Origin of the sequence: Candidatus Venteria ishoeyi (assembly GCF_030378065.1) — a bacterium.
In the GTDB taxonomy this organism is placed as follows: Bacteria; Pseudomonadota; Gammaproteobacteria; order Beggiatoales; family Beggiatoaceae; genus Venteria; species Venteria ishoeyi.
Genome location: NZ_JAUCGJ010000005.1, coordinates 1 through 23,768 on the forward strand (window position 1 = coordinate 1; position 23,768 = coordinate 23,768).

The following is a 23,768-nucleotide window of genomic DNA, read 5'->3' on the forward strand; positions in this document are numbered from 1 at the left end:
AAAAGGTAAGGATGGGAATATGATTATCGGATCATCTTTAGTGGAAATTAAATGAAAAGAGTCTTTATTATCTATAATATTGATATGTGAACTAATTTTAAGTCTATTCCAGTCATTTGAGAAAATCAACTGATGACTATTATTAAATATTTTTTTCTTTGTAAGAGTATTAAATCCCTTGGGTACAAATGGCAGCATTCTTTCTACCCATTCTTCAATGACAATATCCGGCTTATCTAATTTTATATTTTCTATTAAAGATAAGTAATTACTTTTTTCCCATACATAAGTGACCTGTTTAAATTTTCTTGAGAAGTAAGGCTCTAATGCCACAAAAAAAGAATCTCTGAAAATAAGTGTTTTAAGTTTTTGCCCCTCACATAGCATTGTATAATACTTTGGCCAGTTATCATTAGCATTAATAGCTCTTGTTGGTATGCAAGATTTATTAAAAATAGGTTGTGGATCAATATCAGCAGGAAACTCAACACCCATCAGTGTAGCTAAATCCATAGCCCCATTACGTTTTTTATCTTTTAGTTCTTTTAGTTCTACCTGAATTTTTCCAGGAAAGCGTTTTTCCACTTCTTGCATGATTTCATATTGTGCAATATTCGCTGCATAATGATTCCAATGAGAATCTATTTTATAATATAGTTGCTGTTTATCTCGTTGATTGATTAATTTCTGTCTTAAATCAATCACTGAAATATCTGTATGTTTTCTTAGATGCTCGATAATTTGATCAGTTGCAGAATATTTATTCACCTTATCAATATAATCTGGTAATTTATTCGCATAAATCGTATGTTTATTTGGTGCTATTACAAATAAATATTCAATGCCCTGTGCATTTAACCAGGAATTGAGATCTGTCATATAATTTGCAAATGCCTCTAAATCTTTTTGGGAATATAGATTGGTATTTCTATAATCTCCAACAGGATCATCGTTTCTGTTATAGCCCTTTTTTATGGATCCTAAAAACAACCAGCCATCCTTGCCTATCGTAACATCTTGGGATGGTGTATCACCCAGATTATATTTCACTAATTTATAATATGTTGTCAGCCAGTCTCGCAAACCAAAATTATCACTATAATAAGTATTAAATAATTTAGGAAATTTTTTAGCCTCTTCTATAGTATAGGGTAATTTTGGCCGCTTTGATAAAACCCTTTTTTCCACTTTAGAAACCTGCTTATCATTTTCAATAATACTGATAAAAAAAGGAACAAATATAGCAACTAAAAATATTATTGCAGTCAGTATTGCGTTAGCTTTATATAAAACTCTTATTTTCATCTTTGACCTTCTCCTAAAACCTAAAGTAAATAAATGGGTTATATGTAGCGGAGGCTATTTTTAAGATGCTAAAAAATAATAACAATGAAAGTATGAATAACTTGGGTATTTCTATTAAAAAAATATGCTTAATAGAGCTTCCCCTTGCGAGTTTCCCAATATTTTTATTTAAATATGGGTAAGTAGGGACAGATAAAATAATTCCGATAAAGAATGCATACATTGCCTCATGGGACACTACCTGTGAAAATTGTAATGATGTAGTTTGATAATGAAAGAAGTCTATCATTGAATGTAAATAATTGATGGCTTGTGACAGGGTATTAGATCTAAAAAACACCCAGCCAATAATAACAACCATAAGTAAATAAAAGTGTTGCACTGGTTGCCATAATTTTTTTAGCAGTTTTGAAAAACCAGCATGTTCACTGGCCAAAAATATTCCATGAAAAATCCCCCACACCAAAAAGCTCCAATCTGCACCATGCCAAAATCCAGTTAAAATAAACACAATGAGCAAGTTAAGGTAAACCCTGGTAGCTGATACTCTATTGCCACCTAATGGAATATACACATAATCTCTAAACCAGGTTGATAATGAAATATGCCAACGCTGCCAAAATTCTCGTAGAGACTTTGAAATATAAGGGTAATTAAAGTTCTCCAGAAATCGGAAGCCAAACATTCTACCCAAGCCAATTGCCATGTCGGAATAACCTGAAAAATCAAAAAATATTTGTAAGGTGTAGGCTATAATTCCTATCCATGCCAAAGGCATTGTTAGTTCATTGTCAGGAAGTAGGAAAATGGTATCTGCAACTTCTCCTAATGGGTTGGCAAGTAATACTTTTTTTGCAAGACCATAAATAAAACGCTGAACCCCGCTGGCAAATAATTCAACTGAGTGTTCTCTGTTGGTAATTTGTAATGACACATCGTGGTAGCGAACAATAGGACCAGCAATTAATTGTGGAAATAGGGAAATATAAAGTGCAAGATTAAAAATATTTTTTTGTGCTGGCACTTCTTTTCTGTAAACATCGACAATGTATGAAATTGCCTGAAAAGTAAAAAATGAAATACCTAAGGGGAGGTGAACGGGTGCTAATGTGATTGCCGGGAGGTTTATTAAGGAAAAAATAATATTAATATTGTCGGCAATAAAATTGGCATACTTGAAAGAAATCAATAATAAAACATTAATAATTATGGCAGATGTGATTAATATTTTTTTATATTGTTGATTTTTATCAATTAGTTGACCAAGAAAATAGTTAGAAATGATAGAAAATATCATTACTAAAAGATAAAAAACCTCACCCCAAGCATAAAAAGAAAGGCTGCATAACAACAGGGTAATATTCTTGATTATTTTTGGAGAAAGATAATAAATCAGAAGTGCTATTGGCAAAAATCCAAATAAGAAAATTGGGGTACTAAAAACCATATTTATAATTCAATTTTGATAAAAGTAGTATCAGTATTTTTGATTTTTCATAAAAAATCAAGTAATGATTGCTCGGTATCTGTAATATGCAATTGCTGACAGAATAACAGCCGAAACTGCGTTTCTTCCGCACCGGGTAGCAATAAGCGTTCTAATAAGCGATTCAGCGTCAGGTCAAAATAGCGCAAGGCTGCCCGATGTTGGCGCAACATCCGAATAAACCACTCAATCCGCTCCTGCTCTATTTCATTTAATAAACTTAATTCATCTGTAGAACCGATGCCACTGAATTCACTGAAACAGGCCTGTAAATCCAGACGGTAGCGTAAATTTGCTGGAAAAATATCTTGCCAGACATGACAATTGCTTGGCAACGGCAATTGTTGTCCGTAACAATTCAGCACTTCGCTTAATGTTGGCCAGCCTTCGTGGGCAATCCAATGTAAAAATGCTTCTTTGGTGTTAAACGGTTCGTACACTAAATAAGGTGCAATTTCCAAAGCGATATCGTACCAGTTCTGCTTGGGGCGATAACGTTGATCAATCTGAATAATGGTATCTCCCTCCGTTTTGTCTAATTGTTTCCAATCTTCTATTTGATCAATTTCTTCAGGTTGTAAATGCTCACCCTGCTCATAGCGTTGTACCAGCGCCCATTCTACAAAATAACCCGATTCAATGTCACTAATCAATTTTTCCAGGGCTTCAGCAACAATTTGCTCATTGCCTGGGGCGTTGGTTTCCAGCGTGATAAATTCGAAAAAGTCCCAAACCTGGATCTCTTGTGGAGAGCTTTGTGCATGGTGAGATGAGAATGGTGTCATAATGTTCCCAAAATCAATGTTTTTAAAATCAGATTTTTTAAAATTGGATATACAGGTGCATGAAGCGTTATACTACAAAAACCATCGTAAAAAATATTAAATGAATTTTTTTTTACCATCGATATTTATGAAAGTTTCCCAATACATCCCATTTAATAAACGTTTATCCACCCATCTGGCTGCCTGGGTGCTGGTGATAACGATCTCCTTAGGTTTGGTATTTAGCGCCTTACAGGTGTACCTGGATTATTTTAATGTGCGGGCTGAATTTGACAATACCATTAACCAGGTACTCAAAACTATGGAAAAACCTGCCGCGCAGGCAGCTTATACAATGGATGCGGTGCTGGCTTATGATGTCGTCATGGGTTTATTTAAATATGAGGCCATTCGCAAGGTAGCGTTGTTGGATGAAATCGATAATGCACTCGCTGAAGAAGAGAAAGAAGCTTTAACTTCAAAAATAAACTGGTTTTCATCGTTGTTTTTTGAGCGTCAGCGCATTTATACCGTACAATTATATGCCAACACTTATACTGAAAATGAAGAGGTATTTGGCTCACTGAAAGTGACAGTGGATCTGCACTTGCTTGCCAGCGGATTTTTAGATCGCGCCATGATTGTGCTGTTATCCACAATGGCCTGGAACTTGATTTTAGGTGCCTTAATCTTTTTATTGTTTCAATATCTGGTCAATCGCCCCTTAAATAAAGTGACTTCCACGCTGGCAACAATTGATCCGGCACATCCCCATCTCACTTTGAACTGCCCGGAACATCACCAGGAAGATGAACTGGGACAATTGATCAATACCACGAACACGCTGCTAAATGCCATTGATACCCGGGTGAATGAAAGGGAAGTTTTATTACAGCGTATGGAAATGGCGCGTCAGGCCGCAGAAGTTGCCAATATTGCCAAAAGCCAGTTTATTGCTAAAATGAGTCATGAGTTGCGCACGCCGCTGAATGCCATTATCGGTTACAGTGAAATGCTGCAAGATGAAATTGATGAAATGACAGAACAGGAAATGATTGAGGATTTAACCCGTATACATGGTGCTGGCACGCATTTATTGAATATGGTGAATGATATTCTGGATATTTCTAAAATTGAAAGTGGGCGCATGGAATTAAACATCGAAAAAGTGCCAGTTTGTGATTTAATCGAGGAAATTTTTACCATTGTCGAACCCAGAGCTGAAAAAAACAAAAATACCCTACAGTTTGAATGCCCCAAAACCCTGGACGATTTTTATACCGATGCCACTAAACTTCAGCAGAGTTTGTTGAATTTATTAGATAATGCTTGTAAATATACCGAAGCAGGCAATATTTCGTTTCTCACTAAAAAAATAATACGCGATGATCGTACCTGGCTGATTTTTCAGATTACTGATACTGGCGTCGGTATGAGTCGCGAACAACGGGATCAGGTTTTTGTGGCATTTTCACAAGCAGATGACAGCAGTACCCGTGCTTATGACGGTATCGGGCTTGGCTTGTCGATTACAAAAAATCTGCTTGATATGCTGGGTGGGGATATTTCCCTGGAAACAGAATCTGGAAAAGGCAGTACCTTTATTGTCCATATCCCTTCTCTTGAGCCAACTGAATAAATTAGGGCGGTGGAAGTGCTTTTTAGCAATGCAACAGCGAAAAGATACTTACACCAAACTTAGATTAATCAATAATACAATAAATTTAATAAAGGAGTCTTTATGTCTGTTTTTCCCCGCCGCAATGCGTTGATGCTGAGTATCGCACTGGCACTTTCTATTCCTCATGTACACGCAGAGACACCGGCTGCAACACCATTTGCACCATCAGCAGCATCGGAAGCTGCGCCAGCACCGGCAGCATCAGAAGATACATCAGCAGCAACCGCCCCTGCCGAAGGAGAGATGATATCACTGGATTATCAAATTGACAAAGGTGCGACAGAAACCGCTAGTACTGCGGGGGAAAACCCTTTTCCCATGCTGCTGGATATTTTGAAAAAGTCAATCGCAGCAGGTCAAAAAAATGCAGAAAAAGCCGTCAAAACGGAAGTGCATTTGCCTTATCCAGAAGATATGATTGAATCGATTGCAGGAGAACTGCCAAATTTATTCCTGGAAACCAGCGTTGATGCACAGGGTGCGGGTAGCACTGAATTTTCCATGGAAAAACTGGTCAGCGATATTGAAAGTGACGATGCTAAAGGTAAAATCAATTGGCAGGGGTTAAAGGGTAAAATTCAGTATCAAGCCGATCTGAAAAAACCCGGTGGTGAAGTCAGCATTCCAGGTTTAAGCATAGATGCGGCTGATGAGTTTGAAATGTCGATGGAAGGTTTGGCACTTTCCGGTCAATTAGACGACTATTTAGAACCACTCAAACTGAACATTGAATTACCTACGCTGAACTTCAAATCTGAAGATGGTGAGTTTGAGTTGCAACGCTTGAGCAGCGCAACGGACTTAAAAACTGGCCCATTTGGTCTGAAACTGGGTACCAGCGACATAAAAGTCGGTACGCTCAGTTTTACGGCAGAAAAAGATGAAACCGGCTCAATTCATGGTTTGAACATTGACGGCAAAGCCAAAATGAATGGCGATAAGCTGGTGGGTTACACACTGGGTTTTGCTATCAGTCAGTTCTTTTTACCTGAAAGCGTCGATACTGAAGGTCTGAAAGATATCCGGGTCGATTTCCAGCTGGATTTGCTCAACCTGGATGCGGAAAGTATCGGAAAACTGCAAGACACCATGCGTGAAATGCAGGCACAGGGCATGGGCGAAGAGATGATAGGCATGGCCATGATGGGGCAACTCATGCAGGCTGCGCCCGTATTTATTAAAAATTCTCCGGTTATAGCGATTAAAAAACTGCTCCTGAAAACGGCTAAAGGCGCGATTGATGGTAATATCAAAATTGCTTTAGATGGTAGCAAACCCGTCAACCTGCAAGACCCTAACTCCATTAAAATGGCTTTACAAGGGGATGCACATGTCAGTTTATCCGGTGAATTACTGAAAAACATTCTGACTCAACAGATGGCGGCAGAAATGCCACCAGAAACCCCGGAAAATAAAGGTAAAATGCCTTCTGCTGCGGATATGGCACAAATGCAGATCGATGCTTTTGTACAACAGAAATTCCTGGTGAAAGATGGTGATGATTACACCCTGGATGCCAAACTAGAAGGTGGTAAGCTGCTGGTGAATGGTCAGGAAATTCCTTTACCGATATAAAGATATTTTGATGCCCTCAGTGGTTTTATGCTGAAGCAGGATAAACCTGATAAGTTTCTAAAACTTGTCAGGTTTTTTTTGGCTTTTCTATAATTTTTGTGGGCAAGAAGCTAAACCCCGTTCACTAAGGAGTGAGGATAAAATAAATACAGAAACTGGGCGCAGGATTTTTATTCATTTTCAAGGCGCGAAAATAGGCGCATAGCAAGCTATGTAACTGCCTAAGTCCAAACAGGCGGAACGCAGAAAATGGAGAAAAAGACCAGCCAAGTTGCTGAAGTTATAAAATTCTCGCTCCTAATATAGAAATAGAATCAGTTACTTGAGTGATAAACTAGTTCCACCACAGGAATCAACCAGGCATCACAACGCAAACGCCTACGGTATTGTGCTTCACAATCTTCAGCATGACGTAATACAACAGCCAATACCCTTACCTGCTGGATATGTGACCAATGTCTTGCCCAGCGTTGTTGTCCACTTCGCGATAATTGCGCCAGCGCTACCTTATTTTCATTAAATAAAACTAAATGTTCGCCCTGCTTCTCAGGATATAGCGTATCACCTGTCTGTATTTTTTGCAGCACCTGGTGAATGTTTGCTTGCGGCGGTTGGCGTCCGGCAAAATCCAGAAAAATATCCTTGAGGCTGAGTATTTCATAACGCCAGGGGGGAAACTGCTGAGTCACAAAATTGTGCTGTGTCCGAAAATATAAATGCTCACCCGCATCTAACAGGGTAATATGTGGGTGTTGCCGGTTTTGGGTTTGAAACAATAATAAATGCTCCCGCGCCCGTGTCATTGCTACGTAATACAGGCGGCGACTTTCATCACTGGTTTCAAACCTGTCATCATCGGGAATGCACAGGACTTTGAACTCCAGACCCTTGGCTCGGTGTATTGTCGTCAGTAAAATACCTTGATGTTGATGTGCTTCGCGTTTCCACTCTCGCAAATTATCATAACAAAATGCCAACAAATGTTGATTGGGTAAAACATGATTCCCGACTTCATTTTGCCATGCCAGCAATATGTTGTGAATTAAATGTAACCAGGCATTGTTTTCATTTGCCGGATATAAAACCAGCCAATCAGTGACGCTTTGCTGTTGTTTCGCCTGTGTATCCAGTTGTTGCAGAAATGTCGCTATCTCACGGATGCGGTAAGGGCTGGGCAATTTTTCACTATCCAGCCCCCAGTTGACAGGAATATTTTGTTGCTCGCATAAGGCGCGTATGGGCATTAAGGTTTCCCAGGTGTGTGCCAGCACTGCGCAGTCCTGCCATTGCCAGTGCTGCTCCCGGTTTTTATGTACATCTGGATGCAGGGCTTGCAGGCGTTGCAGTTCGTTGAGTAACGTCAATGCTTGCTGCTGGGCATTGCTCACGCTGAAAATCTGCACCCGTCCCTGTCCCAGTGAATCTGCTTGTTGCCACGCCCCGCCTGCGGGTTCGTGCTGACGTTGGGTGTTAATGCGAATGACATGATCCTGTTTCATGCGCTTTGAGTTGTGTTGGATCAGGCTGTTTGCGGTCTGGATAATTGCGTCACTGGAGCGATAATTGTCCACCAGATGATAAATTTCAGCCTGATAGTCTTGCTGAAAACGCTGAATAAAACTGACGTGCGTACCGCGAAAGCTGTAAATATTTTGATCGTCATCACCCACCGCCAGAATGCTTAACTTGGTATCGGCATCCTGGGTACGTCCAGCCAGTGCAGAAATAAACGCATATTGCTGCGCGTCTATATCCTGATATTCATCCACCAGAATATAAGCATAACCCGCCAATAAACGCTCACGTAATTCATCGCCCAGCAGACCCGGAAAATCCTGATCGCCACGCAGTAGCGCCGTGGCCTGTACTATCAATTGTTCAAAATTGATGTCGGTTTTTGTGCCAGGGCTGACCATTGAACGCCCACACAGGCGTAAAGCCATGCCGTGATAGGTCTGGATAGTCACGCCAAAAGCATCATCACCCACTAAGTCACGCAGACGACGGCGCAGGCTGAGCGCGGCACTGCGGTTAAAACACAACACCAGGATACTGGCAGCCGCTACCCGCAACACCCGTAGCAGATAGGCGCAGCGATGTACCACAGTTTTGGTTTTACCGGAACCCGGCCCCGCCAGAATTAACATATTTTGTTCTGCGCTGGCGGCAACAATACTGGTTTGTACCGGATGTTGCAGACTTTCTACGATTTGATGATAAGACGCGGCACTGGTGGCGCGTTTAAGCATGGCCTTGTCATGCTTGAAATAACGTTGAATAAAATTTTTACGATCCAGCAGAAAATAGGCTGCCACCAGATTCAGCGCATCTTGAATTTTTTTCTGTGCCAACCTTGCGTATTCATTCATCACATGAATTTGTAGTATACGCTCGCCATAGTGATGATCCAGCGCGCCATAATCACTCTGGTTATAACGCCGCCCTTTGGCTTCTGGTTGTATCGTGATATGCATTGCCGCACGAAATATCGCCAAACCCTGCTGTAAATTTAATACCCCCTGCTCATGTAAAAATAATAAACCGCGTTCAGCAGCAGCCAGTGAATCTTTAAGTTGTGTTTGCAAGGCAAGGTCATTACTTAAAGCTTGTTGCAACTCATCCAGAGTAAAGCTCAGTAACAGTTCTTTGCGCTGGTTTTCACCGGTTGCCTGCGCCTTGTGCTGTAAATGTTGCACCAGCACCTGCGCCACTGCCTGACGGCGTTTAGCAGTCTGTTCCAAAGCATTCCAATCACGTTGCAGGTGCAGTTTGTAAAAATCCTGTGCAACATAGTGTAAACTCAAACTACCGCGATTACCTGCCAGCCCCTTGCCATCTTGAGACAGGCTTTTTAATAATTGTAATAAGGTTTGGGGATGGATTGCATGATCCCGTTCCAGCAAATGCTGGCTGAGCTGGCGCAGATTTAAGTCCATCCAATCACCTTCCTTCGCGTCAGGTTCCTGTTCGCGTAGCACACTGATCATTGCGCTTTCCAGACTGCATACCTGGCTTAATAGCTGCTGTGCATTATTGCGGCCTTTTGCCCGAAAAAAGGCAGTTAATTGCAAACCCTGATTAATAAAACCCTGCTGCGCCATGTCTTGTAACAAGCGTATGGCTTCCTTGGCAGGCGTGGTATCGGTTTCCGGCGCAACTTCAATCTGCGCGGTGGCAGCCAGCGCGTCAGCGGTCAGCCCTTCGTCAATATCCATATTCAGCAATACACTGAACAAGCGTAACCATTGCTTTTTTTTATCTTGAGATACATGCAGTTTTTCCAGTCGCGCTTCGGCCTGTTGCATATCCAGCAAAACCTGTCCCTGAAAAACCTGGGTGCTGTTTTCATCGCGCTGCACAAAACCTGAACGCTCCAACCAGGCAATTGCAGTTTTCACCTTGGTATCCATCATGTGATCAGTATGCTCAAAACTCAGGCTTTCATTGCCAAGCTGTTGCATTAATTCTCCGCTGCTAATCACCACAAGATTTTGATCCTGGCGACGGCTGCGGCGCAAGACCCGTAAAATTGTGCTGATGTCGCGTCGGGTCAGTTGTGATAAGGCGCTGAGCTTAAACTGCCGTTCAATATCGGTTTCGTCATAAAGCAAAATACAGTCAGCCGTTTCACGATCACGTCCAGCGCGTCCGGCTTCCTGTAAATAATTTTCTAAAGAGCCGGGAATATCGGCGTGAATAACCAGACGCACATCATTCTTGTCAATGCCCATGCCAAAGGCATTAGTGGCACAAATTACCGGTAATTCACCAGCGATAAAAGCATTTTGTAATGTATGTTTTTCTGGAGGTTCCAGACCGGCATGAAAAGCCGCTGCATGAATTGGCTGTTCATGTTCCGCTAAAAATGTGGCGATTTCTTCTGTGCGTTTGCGGGTAGTGGCGTAAACAATGGCGCAACCACTTTCCAGATGGTGTAACAAGTCGTGGATTCGCGTATTTTTTTCCATGCTGCTGGTGGGTATGATTTGAAACGACAGATTATCCCGTTCTACGCCACCTGCAAATAAGGTCAAATCCTGCGCTAAAAACTGCTTGAAATGTCCCCTGATTTCGGCAATAACATCCTGCTTGGCAGTAGCGGTAAATGCTGCAACGGGTGGTATAGGCTGTTTGATTGTGGCGGAAAACTCTCGGATAAAACGTGCGGCATACCAATAATCCGTGCGGAAATCATGCCCCCATTTTGACAGGCAATGCGCCTCGTCAAATACCCAGCAAGCAATTTCACGTTGTTTGATGGTTTCGCGGAAACTATGATTGCGTAATTGTTCTGGTGATACATATAAAATCGCGGTATCCCCCAGGCGTATCCGCTCCAGCACCTGCCCGCGCTCTGGCGATGTTAATAAACCATTTAAGGCATCGGCAAACGGCGTACCGGTACGCCGTACCAGGCCATCCACCTGATCTTTCATCAGCGCCTGCAAAGGAGATATAACAATGGTCAGTACGCCGCGCCGTTGATAATGTGCCAGCGCCGGAACTTGATAGCACAGAGACTTACCACCGCCAGTGGGCAGAATTGCCAATAAAGGCTGGCGCTGCATCCCTGCTTCCACTATGCGTTGCTGTAAGCTGCTGCCATCTTCAGCTTGCGGTATGGGGCGATACGCCTGAAAGCCAAAAAAATTCTGTAATTGTTTGACCGCATTGTGATGTTCATGACAATAAGCACAATCCGCCTGCCCACAATTTGTTTCTCGCAAACTGTGCAGAATGTCAATGATTTCAGGGAACTGATAACGCACCCAGGGCGGCAGCACAGAATTACCTTCCGCGACACTCAACCAGGCCAAGGCATAAGCCCAGGCTGGCGTAATCTTAAAATTTTGCAGCCATTGCGCCAAAGCATGAGCACATAAACGATCAGCATAACGCTTTTGTTGCAGCAGCGCTTTTGCGGTATTCAACTGGATTTCAGGGATACCCAATGCCTGAAAAAAATCTTGTATTCCTTGTTCCTGGGAAAAACAAAAACGATAAAATGCCAGTAAATCTCCCTGCCCGTTTTGCTTCATGCGTTCAAAGCTGTGCCATTCCTCAGTCAATAATTGTGCGGACAAACGTGCGTCAGCAACGGGATCATTAACTGTATCATGTACCAGTTTGTAATCTTTGACCAGATGGTGATAAGGAGTTTGCGGAAAGGCCAGCGGGGAAAGCAATAAGGTATCTAGCAAGGGTTGCTTGAGGATGAGCGCCTGTGGGTTGTGGCTTTGCAGCACGGGCATGTCATGGGCAACAATATTATGTCCCAGTACATAATCCGCAGTTGCTGCAAATTGTTCTAAATCAATTATCGCCTGTGCCAGATCAAAATGGCCTTGACGCATGAAAACCTGATCCCGGTAAACTGCACCAATTTTGAAAACAGTGTTTTCTGTATCGGTTTCCAAGTCCAACCAGAGACAGCGTTGTAAAAGCTCTGTTACCTGCATAACAGGCATTATACAAGTTCTGCGTTACATAAACAGTGATATAGCTTGCTATGTGCCTGTTTCACCTCATTCCTAACACTTTCGTTGGAAATAAGCTAATACACAAATCGCAATGTCCACCATGCGAATGTTGCGTTGCCAAAATCTGTACTTTTGGATACCTGCCTATTAATAGAATATTTTTGTCGATTTCAAGGTGGATGGGGTTTATCACCTGTCATATCATAAAAAATGATATGATAAAAATCCTCATCATGTAACTTGTAACCGACTGAAAAACAAAATTTGGCACTGACTATGAAAATCAACGAATCTGACTTTAATCATTTAGTTGATGCAACCCTGGAATGGGTCGAAAACTATCTGGATGAACGCGATGTTGATATTGATTATGAAACCAGTGCAGGCATTTTGACCCTGGAATTTGAAAATGGCAGTAAGCTGATTATCAATCGTCAGGCACCTGTGTCACAGCTCTGGCTGGCAGCACGTAGCGGCGGTTTTCATTTTGATTATGATGATGAACAGAAACAATGGCGTTGGGATAAAGATGGCACGACATTTTGCCATATACTTAATCAGGTTTGTCTGGAGCAGGGTGCTTTTAGCAGCAGCGATATTGATTTTTGCCAGGAGTAAACCCACTTGCAACAGGAAGAGTTACTCTTTATTTTTTTACTGGCAGTTGCCGCTCATAATGTATATCTCTGGTATCGATTGGGGCTCCTGAAAATACGCTATGATAAGTGTGAAACACAATATCATGACTTACAAAAGGAGTTTGAAAAACAAACAACCGCATTGCGTCATACTGAAGCCAATCTGGTGCGTGCACATCACATGGCAAAATTGGGGAATTTTCGCCATAACCTGATCACAGGGGAAATTATCTGGTCTAAAGAATTATGTCAGATGGTAGGACTGGGGGATCAGGAACGTTCTCTAACGCTGGATGAAGTTAATCATTTATTACAACCAGAAGAAATCAAGCGTTTAGAACAGGCTTTACATGAGGTAATCACCCAAGGTTGCGTGGCTGATCTCGATATTTCCATTTGTCATTCAGACAAGCAGGAATTTTCCTATTACCATAATCGTTTTGAAGCAATTTTTAATGAGCAGGGACGTGCTATTGAAGTATTTGGTACGCTTCAGGATATTACCATGCACAAATGCACGGAAAATTCCCTGAAAAAACAAAATGCTTATGAACATGCCATTGCAGAATGTTCCCGTAGCTTATTAATGCCGCCATTAGATAATGAGCAGAAAAAACGGGAAATCTTAACCCAGGCATTAAAATCATTGCTGGATGGTTTACATATCAGTCATGTTACGCTGATTAAAAATGTCCAGGATCCCAATCTCGGAGCCTGTCTTGAATATGTGGCTAAAGTTGCTGTAAAACAGGATGTTTTGCACCGGGAGGCACAATATTTACCGTGGTCAATTTTTCCATCAGAATTACAAGAAACCTTAAGGAAAGGCTACAGTATTGGAGGAATAACACATGAACTGTTCAAAGCGTATCCAATAGCACTAAAACATTTTGACACACTGTCTCAATATTGTTTTCCCATTCATTTTAATGATCAATGGTGGGGCGCTATTAGCTTTGGTGATTGCTTTGAAGCACGCAAGCTAGATGAAATGGAAATCATGCTGTTGCAAACCGTTGCCGAAATGTTCAGTAATACTTTACAACGCTGGGAAAATACCACAGCATTGAAAAAGGCCATTAAGGCGGCTGAAACTGCCAACCATGCCAAGTCAACATTTTTAGCCAATATCAGTCATGAATTACGTACCCCGTTAAATGGTATTTTGGGTTATACCCAGATTTTGCTGCGCCATGGCAACCTGGCTGAAAAACAGCAAAATAGCCTGGAAATTATTCAACAAAGCGGCAGTCACCTGCTGACATTGATCAATGATGTCTTGGATATTGCCAAGATAGAAGCCGGTAAACTCAGTTTAAAACCCACTTCGATTTATCTGAAAAATTTTCTGGCAGAAGTGGTTGCCATGATGCAGATGCAGGCACAGCAAAAAGATTTATCCTTAATTTATCAGCCGGATAATAGCCTGCCAGACATCATCTGGGTCGATGAAAAACGTTTGCGACAAGTGTTATTAAACTTATTGGGTAATGCCATTAAATTTACCGCGCAGGGTGAAGTCACGCTATCAGTATACGCACAGTCAAAAATACCAGAAACAACAGCCAAACCAACAGAGTCAGCACCGCAAATGGGTCTTTTTTTTGAAATAAAAGATACGGGTATCGGCATCACAACTGAGCTGCAAAAAAATATTTTCAAACCTTTCCAGCAGGCGAATATGAATGCAATGGGTACAGGTTTGGGTTTAACTATTTCCCAGCAGTTAGTTGAGAAAATGGGAGGGCATATTCAGGTAGAAAGCTTACCAGAACAGGGAAGCCGTTTCTGGTTTGAGTTGAAATTTCCTATTTCTGCCACCACCATTGCACCAGAAAAGCACTTAAACAGTGCTAAAATTACAGCTTATCGTGGTAAACCACGGCATATTCTGGTGGTGGATGATGTTGATTATAATCGCATGTTATTATCAAGTTTATTAAGTCCACTGGGATTTAAAGTGGGGCAAGCTGATAATGGAGAAAAGGCTTTAGCTTATTTGCAGCAACAAGCGGTGGACTTGATATTGATGGATTTAACCATGCCGGTAATGGATGGTTTTACTGCCTTTCAAAAGCTGCGCGCCTTGCCTGGATTGGAAAAAGTGCCTGTTATTGCAATTTCTGCTAATGTTTCACAAGCTGTTCAAGATCAAGTTAAAGCAATGGGCTTTGATTATTTTTTACCTAAACCGGTTGAACCCCAATGTTTGTATTCACAAATGAAAACCTGCTTAAATCTGGAGTGGATAGAAACCACAATATCACCACAACCCACAAAAAAAGTAGCTGATGCTAAATTTCAAGTACCTCCCTTGGCAAGTCTGATGCGTTTAAGAAGTTATGCTGAAACTGGAAATATGGCTCAAATACGGCAATGGATTACAGATATTCAGGCAGAAAATAAGCAATACCTGGCATTTTCTGAAAAAGTTGCAAAACTATCTGAAAATTATAATAATCAGGGGATTATAAGTCTTATTCGTTCTATGGAAACAAAAAAAGCTGAACTCAGGTAAAACAATGTTTCAAAACTCAAATACAAGCACCATGCAAGCTCAGACTCTGCTGATTATTGATGATGAACCCAGTAATCTTTGTATTGTAGAAAGTTATCTTGAAAAAGCTGGTTTTAACCTATTACTGGCTTTAAGTGGTGAAGAAAGCCTGCTGATCGCAAAAAAAGCATTGCCGGATTTAATTTTGCTGGATGTTATGATGTCCGGGATGAATGGGTTTGAGACTTGTCTGCAATTAAAAAAGGCTCCCGAAACACGAGAAATTCCAGTGATATTCATGACAGCCCTGGATAATATGGAAGATAAACTGAAAGGCTTTGATGTGGGTGCGGTGGATTATATTACCAAACCGCTCAATGAGAAAGAGGTATTAGCCCGGATTTCCACACATCTGCAATTACGCAGTCTGCAAAAGGATTTACAGGATAAAAACCAACGCCTGCAAGAAGAAATTCAACGTTGTACCACTGCTGAACTTGCCCAGAGAGAAAGCGAAACACAATTTCAAGTCATCTTTAATAATGCCTATGTGGCAATTAGTTTGATGAACGTAACAGCGAATTATCTACAAGTTAATGAAGAGTTCATCCGTTTATTGGGGTATTCCGCTGCCGAACTTGAGCAGGTACGATGTCAGGATATTACTCATCCAGATGACCAGGCTTTATCTGAACAAAATCTAAGCCGTATTCGTCATCGGGAAATCACCTCCTGTGCTTTTGATAAACACTTTATACGTAAAGATGGTTCGATGTTTCTCGGCAGTAATTGGTTGGCAGGGCTTTATGATGAAGACACCCAATGCTGTTATGGTTTTGTTTGTGTTATCACGGATCTAACTGAACGTGAGCAAACCTACGCTAAAATTCAAACCCTGTCACGGGCGGTGGAACAAACTCACAGTGCTGTGGTGATTACAGATAACACCGGCTGTATTGAATTTGTAAACCCCGCATTTACTGAAGCAACGGGATATTCTACTGAAGAAGCAGTGGGAGCCTATCCCAATATCTTAAAATCAGGTTATCAGGATCAAGCTTTTTATACCAACATGTGGGTCACCTTAAAAAGTGGTGAGTTATGGCAGGGGGAACTGGTTAATAAACGTAAAGATGGCACTATTTATTGGGAATATGTAACAATTTCACCCATTAAAGATGAACAGGATCGTATTATTAATTTTATCGCCGTCAAAAAAGATATTACAGAACGTAAAGCCGCAGAAATTGCCTTACAAGAAGCCAAAGAAAAAGCAGAAATTGCCAGCCAGGCAAAAAGTGCTTTTCTGGCAAATATGAGTCATGAAATTCGCACACCCATGAACGCAATTCTGGGATTTACTGAAATTCTTAACGGCATGATCACAGATCCCACACAGCAGGATTATCTAAAAACGATACAAAATAGTGGTGAAACCTTACTGGATCTGATTAATGATATTCTTGACCTATCCAAAGTGGAAGCAGGAAAAATGCAATTGGATGAAACACCGGTTAATCTCATCAAAGTGTTCCAAGAAATTGCGCAGATGTTTAAACCTAAAACTCAAGCCAAGGGATTGGATTTCCAAGTTGATATTGCCCAAGCGTTGCCAGAATGGTTATTGCTGGATGAAACCCGAATACGCCAGATCTTAATCAACCTTCTGGGTAATGCCATTAAATTTACACAACAGGGGGTTATTCGGCTCAGTCTTATTATTCATGATTTGGATATTAAAAATCATGTTTGCTCATTGGAATTTTCAGTGCAGGATTCAGGTATTGGTATTCCTTTAGAGCAACAAGAGAATATGTTTAAAGCCTTTGAGCAGCAAGCAGGACAAAGCCAGGCAAAATATGGGGGCACAGGTTTGGGACTGGCTATTTGTCAACAACTGGCAATGCTCATGAAGGGAGAAATTCAGGTTTCCAGTCAAGTGGGCAAGGGCAGTATTTTTACCATTAACCTGGATAAGCTGAAAATTCTGCATCCCCCAAGCAAAAGACTCAAAGCGCATCAGCCTGAACAAGACGTTAATTTTGCACCAGCGACCATCCTAATTGTTGATGATCAAATGGTTAATCGTAAATTACTGGATTTACAACTGAAAAAATATGGATTTAAAAATCTGCACGCCAATAATGGTGAAGAAGCGCTGTTTATTATAGAAGAGACCCAGCCGGATTTGATTTTGCTGGATATGATTATGCCCATTATGAATGGTATGGAAACCATACAACAGCTTAAACAAAATCCCAAAACAAGGGCGCTTCCAGTGATTGCAGTTACCGCAGATGCCATTACTGACGAAGCGAAGGCCTTCAGCCAATTGTGTGATGGCGCAGTAACCAAGCCCATTGCAAAATCAGAGTTATTGGAAATGCTGAAATCTTTTTTAACGATAGAAACTCAGACTCAAACTTAGATTCTGTTTCAGGTTAAGTTACCCAATATTCGCCTCAAATAATGAAAAAATCTGCCTCAAACCAGCTTTCCCTCGCTGCGGCCTCTGTTCTCGGACAGCCTCCTAGTCATCCGGCACTTCCGGCATAGACTGTGGCAAAGAAACAATAAATTCTGAACCCTTGCCTTCCTCGCTTTCCACTCGCAGTTTGCCACCCATCAAGTGACAAAAGCGTTCACTGATTACCAGCCCCAAACCCGTACCACCGTATTTTCTTGTTGTTGAGTCATCAGCCTGGGTGAAAGCATCAAAAATCTTTTGCTGCTGCGCCTTAGTGATGCCGATGCCGCTATCCTGAACATTAAAAACCAGCCAGGGCACTTTGCCTCTTTGCTGTTTACGGATTGTCAGGGTGATCGAACCTTTTTTGGTGAACTTGGCGGCATTACTGAGTAGATTAAACAATACCTGACGAATGCGCATGGGATCGGAATACATAAATTCGACTTCATCTGTCATGTTCAGAATAAACTGATTATGGCGCTGTTCAAATAAAGGAAATAAGGTATCACCAATTTCCTTGACTAACTGATGCAGGTTGAAATTTTCAGCAATTACCTGCATTTTGCCCGCTTCAATTTTTGAAATATCCAGGACATGATTAATCAAAGATAATAAATGTTTGCCGGAATTATTGATTTTTTCCAGGTCATTGTGGACTTCTTCAAAATTTAGATTTTCCGCATCTTCCATCAACATTTCACTGTAACCAATCACGGCATTCAGCGGCGTGCGCAGTTCGTGTGACATATTTGCCAGAAACCGTGATTTGGCCTGATTGGCTTGTTCTGCGGTATCGCGTGCCGCCAGTAAGTCATGGGTGCGTGACAATACCCGACTTTCTAATTCATCATTCGCTATGGATAAGGCTTCCACTGCGCTGTTCAATGCGGCTTGTTGGTATCGAATGCGGATGATGACAAATGCAATAATCAGAATACAAATGAGTACAGCAAAAATATCCAGTAAAATGACTTTGTCACGCGTGCCCTGATATTTGGCAACAATGGCTTTAACTTCCTGCTCGGCAATCTGGTTCCCCACCTGAATCATTTCTCCCAGTTCCTGAAAAATAATCCGGTTTACATCTTGTGCTTTTAACAAATCTTCGCGCATTTTGGTTATATCACTTTCACCATTGCGAATCATCGCCACCACTTCTCCGAGGGAGTTCTGCCCCGCCCCTAATACGTCACGCTGGGCTTCCAATTGCAGTAATTCTTCCTGACTTAAATCCAGTTGATAAAGCTGGTCACGGGTGATAATAAAACGACTGCCATTGTCAAAAAAATCATTCGTTTTTTCTTCTCTGATAAAAGGATCATTAGTGACAGTCATGTAAAATACATTCAACATGCGCTCACGGATGACATTGCGCATGGTGTTCATCAGTTCAGATTTTTTCTGATGTTTTTCAATCAGTTTTTCCAGTTGTTGATTGGCTTTTTCAACCTGAGACAAGCTGATATAGGTGACTGCCAGTAAAATCGTCAACACAGCCAGAAAGCCTGTTATCAGCAGGAAGCTTTGTTTAGAAATACGGGACTTTTTGGTTTTCATAATCAGCTGGTTAATCTGAACTCGATATAAGGTTTTTTAGAAAAATAGTAAAATCTATCGTTTTTCATAAAATAGTTTCACGGCTAACATCTTTTGAATAGAGGGAGTTATTCATCAGCCACCTGGAAATTATTTATCTGAAAAACGATATATTCAACTTATTTAGCCGGAGGCATATTTTTTTGCATTTGCTGGTTCATGCGCTGCATTGCCCGCTGCATCATTTGTTGCGGTGTCGCAATTTCAAAGCCTGTTGGTATAATAAAATCATTGGCAGGCACAGAGACATCCGTCTGAATTTTTAGAACTTCAAAATCTCTGTTGCCATCAGGTGACTGGGTGCGCAGTACAATGCCTTTTGCCAGCAAATCTCCTGCCACTTCTTCGGCAACGATAAAGCAAGGGTTCATTTTCATAAACGGCATGGCACCCACAGCTTTTTTACGTTCTGCATTCATTTTACCCATGCTTTCCATAAAGTGCTTCAGGTGTTTTACCTTAAGTGCTGGTTCGGAAACGTATTGATCGGCGCATAATTTACCATCGGCTTTCACCTGATAATGTGTTGTTGGGTAACCGGCAATTTCTGGGCCAGTTCCCACTTTAATCAATTCACTTTTAGCCGCAGGTTTGTCAGCAGGTGCCTGCTTGAGTTGTTTAGGCATTTTTGGCATTTGTGGTGGTGTTGACATGTCAATGACCATTTTTTCTTTTGGATTGACCATAAATGTTTTGCCAGCACCAACATCCATCAACACATATTGTCCATTGGGCAGAGCACCGTTCATACGTCCTTTTAAACCCTCAACCAACATTGTTTGTTTAAATGTTTTAACTTCTTTGGTCATGGGATTTGGGCGGGTTGATTGCTGTTCGATCAGCGTGGCTGCATTTGCAGCACTTGCAACGCTCCCGATTAATAAGGTATTAATCAGTATGGCGCGATAATTTTTTTTATAAAACATGGTTTTTTTCCTGTTATATGCATAAAAATAAATATTCCTTAGCATATCATTTGAAGTGTCAGGTTTGTAGATATCTGAAAAAATATTCATGCATAAAAAAACCCACGGTCTCTGATGTAAATCAGAGGCCGTGGGTTTTTTTATATACAGGATTAACTACTTAAACCGGCAAAAATTTTATCGCGGATATCGGTAACAGAGCCGATACCATCGACTTTAACATATTGCGGTGCACCCGCTTCACCGCCACTGGCCCAGCTTGAGTAGTAATTAACCAATGGCTCGGTTTGTTCATGATAGATGCTCAGACGTTTACGCACGGTGTCTTCTTGATCATCATCACGTTGAATCAAATCTTCACCAGTTTCGTTATCTTTACCTTCCACCTTGGGTGGATTAAATACAACATGATAGGTACGACCAGAAGCAAGATGTACCCGGCGACCTCCCATGCGTTTGACAATTTCTTCATCGTCAACTGCAATTTCAACCACATAATCAATGGCAACGCCCGCTTCTTTCATGGCGTCAGCCTGCGGGATCGTGCGTGGAAAGCCGTCAAACAGAAAACCGTTCGCGCAATCGGCTTCGGTGATGCGATCTTTTACCAGACCGATAATAATTTCATCAGATACCAAACCACCGGCATCCATGATTTTTTTAGCTTCCAAACCTAAAGGCGTTCCTGCCTTAACGGCTGCACGGAGCATATCGCCCGTAGAAATCTGAGGAATATTATATTTTTCAGTAATGTATTGAGCCTGGGTACCTTTACCTGCGCCAGGGCCACCTAACAGAATTAAACGCATGGCTTATTTCTCCGTGTTTAGGAGTGAGAATTTTCTAACACTCGAATTCGAGTGCTTATTCTCGCTCCTTAAGGGTGTAAAAAAACCCTTATTATGCCGCGTCATTATTAATAAGTGTATATATTTGAATTTATGGGGGTATCAAATAACCCAAGAGAGTAACTGTGTGATGATTTAAAATTGCTTATTCTAAAATCATCAGTTATAATCCGCGCCCTGATTTTGAGAAATTGCACCGGAGAGGTGTCCGAGCGGTCGAAGGAGCACGCCTGGAAAGTGTGTGTACGTTAATCGCGTACCGAGGGTTCGAATCCCTCTCTCTCCGCCATCATATTAAAATCAGGTTGTTATGGTGACCTTATCGGTTCCCTCGCGACGTGAAACTGTGAACTCCGCCAGGTCCGGAAGGAAGCAACGGCAGCAGTGGAGTCGTGCGCCGAGGTGTAGCTGCTAAGGTCGCCACCATTCTTAAAAGTCCTCATTTAATATCCAATAAAGCCGTAAACAGCGGTGCCGTTATCAGGTACTTAGCACAGGCTTTTTCAGGTGCCCGCTATGGCTGATATGGACACGATGCGTTATCAGGTACTTGCCCGTAAATGGCGTCCCCATAGTTTTGCAGAAATGGTGGGCCAAAGTCATGTGCAAAGGGTGTTGATCAATGCCCTGGAATCCAAGCGTTTGCATCACGCTTATTTATTTACCGGTACACGCGGCGTTGGTAAAACCACGATTGCCAGAATTCTGGCAAAATCCCTAAATTGTACTGAGTCTGGTGTCAGCGCCTACCCTTGCGGACATTGCCCCAGTTGCCTGGAAGTGGATGCTGGACGTTTTGTTGATTTAATTGAAGTGGATGCCGCATCCCGTACCAAGGTCGAAGAAACCCGCGAACTTCTGGAAAATGTGCAATATGCGCCCACTAAAGGCCGTTATAAGGTTTATCTGATTGATGAAGTCCATATGCTGTCAAACAGCAGTTTTAATGCTTTATTAAAAACTCTGGAAGAGCCACCTGAGCACGTTAAATTTTTATTTGCCACCACCGATCCGGAAAAATTACCCGCCACGATTTTATCGCGTTGTTTGCAGTTTAATCTGAAGCGCTTAACGCTCAGTGAAATCAGTAGTCATCTGGAAAAAATTTTACAGCAGGAAAGCATCGCTTTTGAAGCGCCTGCTTTGCAGCATATTGCAAAAGCTGCCGATGGTAGTATGCGCGATGCCTTAAGTTTGCTGGATCAGGCAATCGCTTATGGCAATGGGCAATTGCTCAGCGCAGAAATCAGCACCATGCTGGGTAGCATTGAGCAAAATCAGGTGTATCCTTTACTTGAGGCTTTAGTTGCGCAAGATGCTGGCGCGTTGATGGATGCTGTGGAAACTATGGCGGCTTATCAACCGGATTATGGACAGGTGTTAGCTGAATTGCTGTCCACACTGCAACAAATTGCCTTGCTGCAATATATTCCAGATTATCAGAATAAGGCTTCCCCCTTAGAGGATGACAGCGCGCAGGCATTATCTGCTTTTGCAAAGCAAATGACGCCGGAAAGCATACAGTTATTTTATCAAATTGCTTTATTAGGGCGGCGTGACTTGCCTTTGTCTCCAGAAGCCAAAGGGGGATTTGAAATGGTATTGCTGCGTATGCTGGCATTTCTTCCGGTAGCGGCAATAGATAATACTTCGCCTCAAACCAAAAGTATTCAAGCAAAACCAAATGCACCTGCTCCCGAGACTTCTGCAACACATGTCCAGCAAACTAAAGCCCCGTCCCGTAATAGCAGTAGTAATAATGCGGGTATCTCTTCCGCTCGTGCGGCACTAGGGCAGCTCCAACAAGATAACAAGCCGAAAAAAAAAACACTTAAATCCTTAGCTGCAAAGTCACAAATACCACAGAATCAGGTAAAGCCTGTCACCAAGTCATTGCCTGAAACCAGCTTAAGCAGCCACAAGGCACAATCAGTACGCTTGCAGCAACAGCAAGAGATGCCGGAGTCGGCAAAATTTTGGGCAAGCCTGTTAACACAACTTGAGGTGAGTGGTGGTAGTCGGGAATTGGCAAATCATTGTGTTTTATTACAACATGAAAACCAGCAGTTCGTGCTGCAACTGGATAAAATGGCATTACATAATGTCAAACGGGAACAGGATATTTATAACGCATTGCAGCGCCATTTTAGTGGTTCCGTACAATTACAGATTCAAAAAAAAACCCTTTCAGCGACCCAAAAACAACAAACACCCGCTGCTTTGCAGGCAGCGGCGAAAGTGAAGCAAAATCAACAAGCCTGGCAAACACTGGAAAATGACTCTACAGTCAAAGCGTTAAAAAATTTATTTGGTGCCGAGTTTGACCGTCAAAGCTTAAAAATTCTGGCTAAGGGTATATCTTAATTTTTTTATTATTGCTTATGCTCACTCCTAACTACCCCCTGATTTTTGAAAAATCTTTGCTGTCTGCCATATCAGCTATATAATGGCTTTAATTTGATGCGCCCTTAAAATAAACACTCTTTTCCATTCAGTTATCCA

Annotated in this window: 13 protein-coding genes, 1 tRNA gene and 1 other RNA gene; 8 read left to right on the forward strand and 7 right to left on the reverse strand. The window is 41.7% G+C overall.

Annotation, left to right across the window (positions count from 1 at the left end):
- From QUF61_RS02370 to QUF61_RS02380, 3 genes are all read right to left on the reverse strand, one after another.
- Window positions 1-1,305: alginate O-acetyltransferase AlgX-related protein (locus QUF61_RS02370; protein ID WP_289680287.1), on the reverse strand; the 1,305-nt coding region annotated here is incomplete at its 3' end.
- Window positions 1,306-1,318: 13 nt separating this feature from the next.
- Window positions 1,319-2,752: an MBOAT family O-acyltransferase gene (locus QUF61_RS02375; protein ID WP_103922148.1), complete on the reverse strand. Its 1,434-nt coding sequence runs from the start codon at window positions 2,750-2,752 to the stop codon at window positions 1,319-1,321.
- 47 nt (window positions 2,753-2,799) lie between these two features.
- Window positions 2,800-3,576, reverse strand: a complete 777-nt coding sequence (locus QUF61_RS02380; RefSeq protein WP_103918552.1) for a hypothetical protein — start codon at window positions 3,574-3,576, stop codon at window positions 2,800-2,802.
- Between the two features lie 127 nt (window positions 3,577-3,703).
- Here QUF61_RS02380 and QUF61_RS02385 point away from each other — a divergent pair, with 127 nt between their 5' ends.
- A complete protein-coding gene (locus QUF61_RS02385) occupies window positions 3,704-5,194 on the forward strand; it encodes an ATP-binding protein (protein ID WP_289680288.1) in 1,491 nt (496 codons plus the stop codon).
- A gap of 102 nt (window positions 5,195-5,296) precedes the next feature.
- Complete coding sequence (locus QUF61_RS02390; RefSeq protein WP_289680289.1) at window positions 5,297-6,811, forward strand: YdgA family protein; 1,515 nt, start codon at window positions 5,297-5,299, stop codon at window positions 6,809-6,811.
- Window positions 6,812-7,125: 314 nt separating this feature from the next.
- Here QUF61_RS02390 and QUF61_RS02395 read toward each other — a convergent pair whose 3' ends face one another.
- Window positions 7,126-12,279: a RecQ family ATP-dependent DNA helicase gene (locus QUF61_RS02395; RefSeq protein ID WP_289680290.1), complete on the reverse strand. Its 5,154-nt coding sequence runs from the start codon at window positions 12,277-12,279 to the stop codon at window positions 7,126-7,128.
- A gap of 288 nt (window positions 12,280-12,567) precedes the next feature.
- Between QUF61_RS02395 and cyaY the strand changes: the two genes are divergently transcribed.
- The 3 genes from cyaY to QUF61_RS02410 are packed head-to-tail and all read left to right on the forward strand — an operon-like array spanning window position 12,568 to window position 17,854.
- Complete coding sequence (cyaY, locus tag QUF61_RS02400; protein WP_177428137.1) at window positions 12,568-12,909, forward strand: iron donor protein CyaY; 342 nt, start codon at window positions 12,568-12,570, stop codon at window positions 12,907-12,909.
- Between the two features lie 6 nt (window positions 12,910-12,915).
- Entirely contained in the window at window positions 12,916-15,447 is a 2,532-nt protein-coding gene (locus tag QUF61_RS02405; RefSeq protein ID WP_103918555.1) for an ATP-binding protein, read from the forward strand.
- Window positions 15,448-15,451: 4 nt separating this feature from the next.
- Window positions 15,452-17,854, forward strand: a complete 2,403-nt coding sequence (locus tag QUF61_RS02410; RefSeq protein ID WP_289680291.1) for a response regulator — start codon at window positions 15,452-15,454, stop codon at window positions 17,852-17,854.
- A gap of 102 nt (window positions 17,855-17,956) precedes the next feature.
- On the opposite strand, the gene QUF61_RS02415 is transcribed toward QUF61_RS02410, so the two are convergent.
- From QUF61_RS02415 to adk, 3 genes are all read right to left on the reverse strand, one after another.
- The gene (locus QUF61_RS02415; protein ID WP_103918557.1) at window positions 17,957-19,453 is read right to left on the reverse strand and encodes a sensor histidine kinase; all 1,497 of its coding nucleotides are present in this window, start codon (window positions 19,451-19,453) and stop codon (window positions 17,957-17,959) included.
- A 158-nt stretch (window positions 19,454-19,611) separates the two neighbouring features.
- Window positions 19,612-20,418 (reverse strand): hypothetical protein, encoded by an 807-nt coding sequence (locus QUF61_RS02420; protein ID WP_289680292.1) that lies wholly within the window; start codon window positions 20,416-20,418, stop codon window positions 19,612-19,614.
- Window positions 20,419-20,570: 152 nt separating this feature from the next.
- Window positions 20,571-21,227, reverse strand: coding sequence for an adenylate kinase (gene adk / locus QUF61_RS02425; protein WP_103920887.1), 657 nt, complete (start codon window positions 21,225-21,227; stop codon window positions 20,571-20,573).
- Window positions 21,228-21,464: 237 nt separating this feature from the next.
- On the opposite strand from adk, the gene QUF61_RS02430 reads away from it, so the two are divergent.
- The 3 genes from QUF61_RS02430 (at window position 21,465) to dnaX (ending at window position 23,630) form a co-directional block, all read left to right on the forward strand.
- Window positions 21,465-21,555: transfer RNA gene (locus QUF61_RS02430), tRNA-Ser, on the forward strand.
- Window positions 21,556-21,586: 31 nt separating this feature from the next.
- Window positions 21,587-21,683, forward strand: an RNA gene (ffs, locus tag QUF61_RS02435) — signal recognition particle sRNA small type.
- 99 nt (window positions 21,684-21,782) lie between these two features.
- Window positions 21,783-23,630 (forward strand): DNA polymerase III subunit gamma/tau, encoded by a 1,848-nt coding sequence (gene dnaX / locus QUF61_RS02440; RefSeq protein WP_289680293.1) that lies wholly within the window; start codon window positions 21,783-21,785, stop codon window positions 23,628-23,630.
- The last annotated feature ends 138 nt before the right edge of the window (window positions 23,631-23,768 follow it).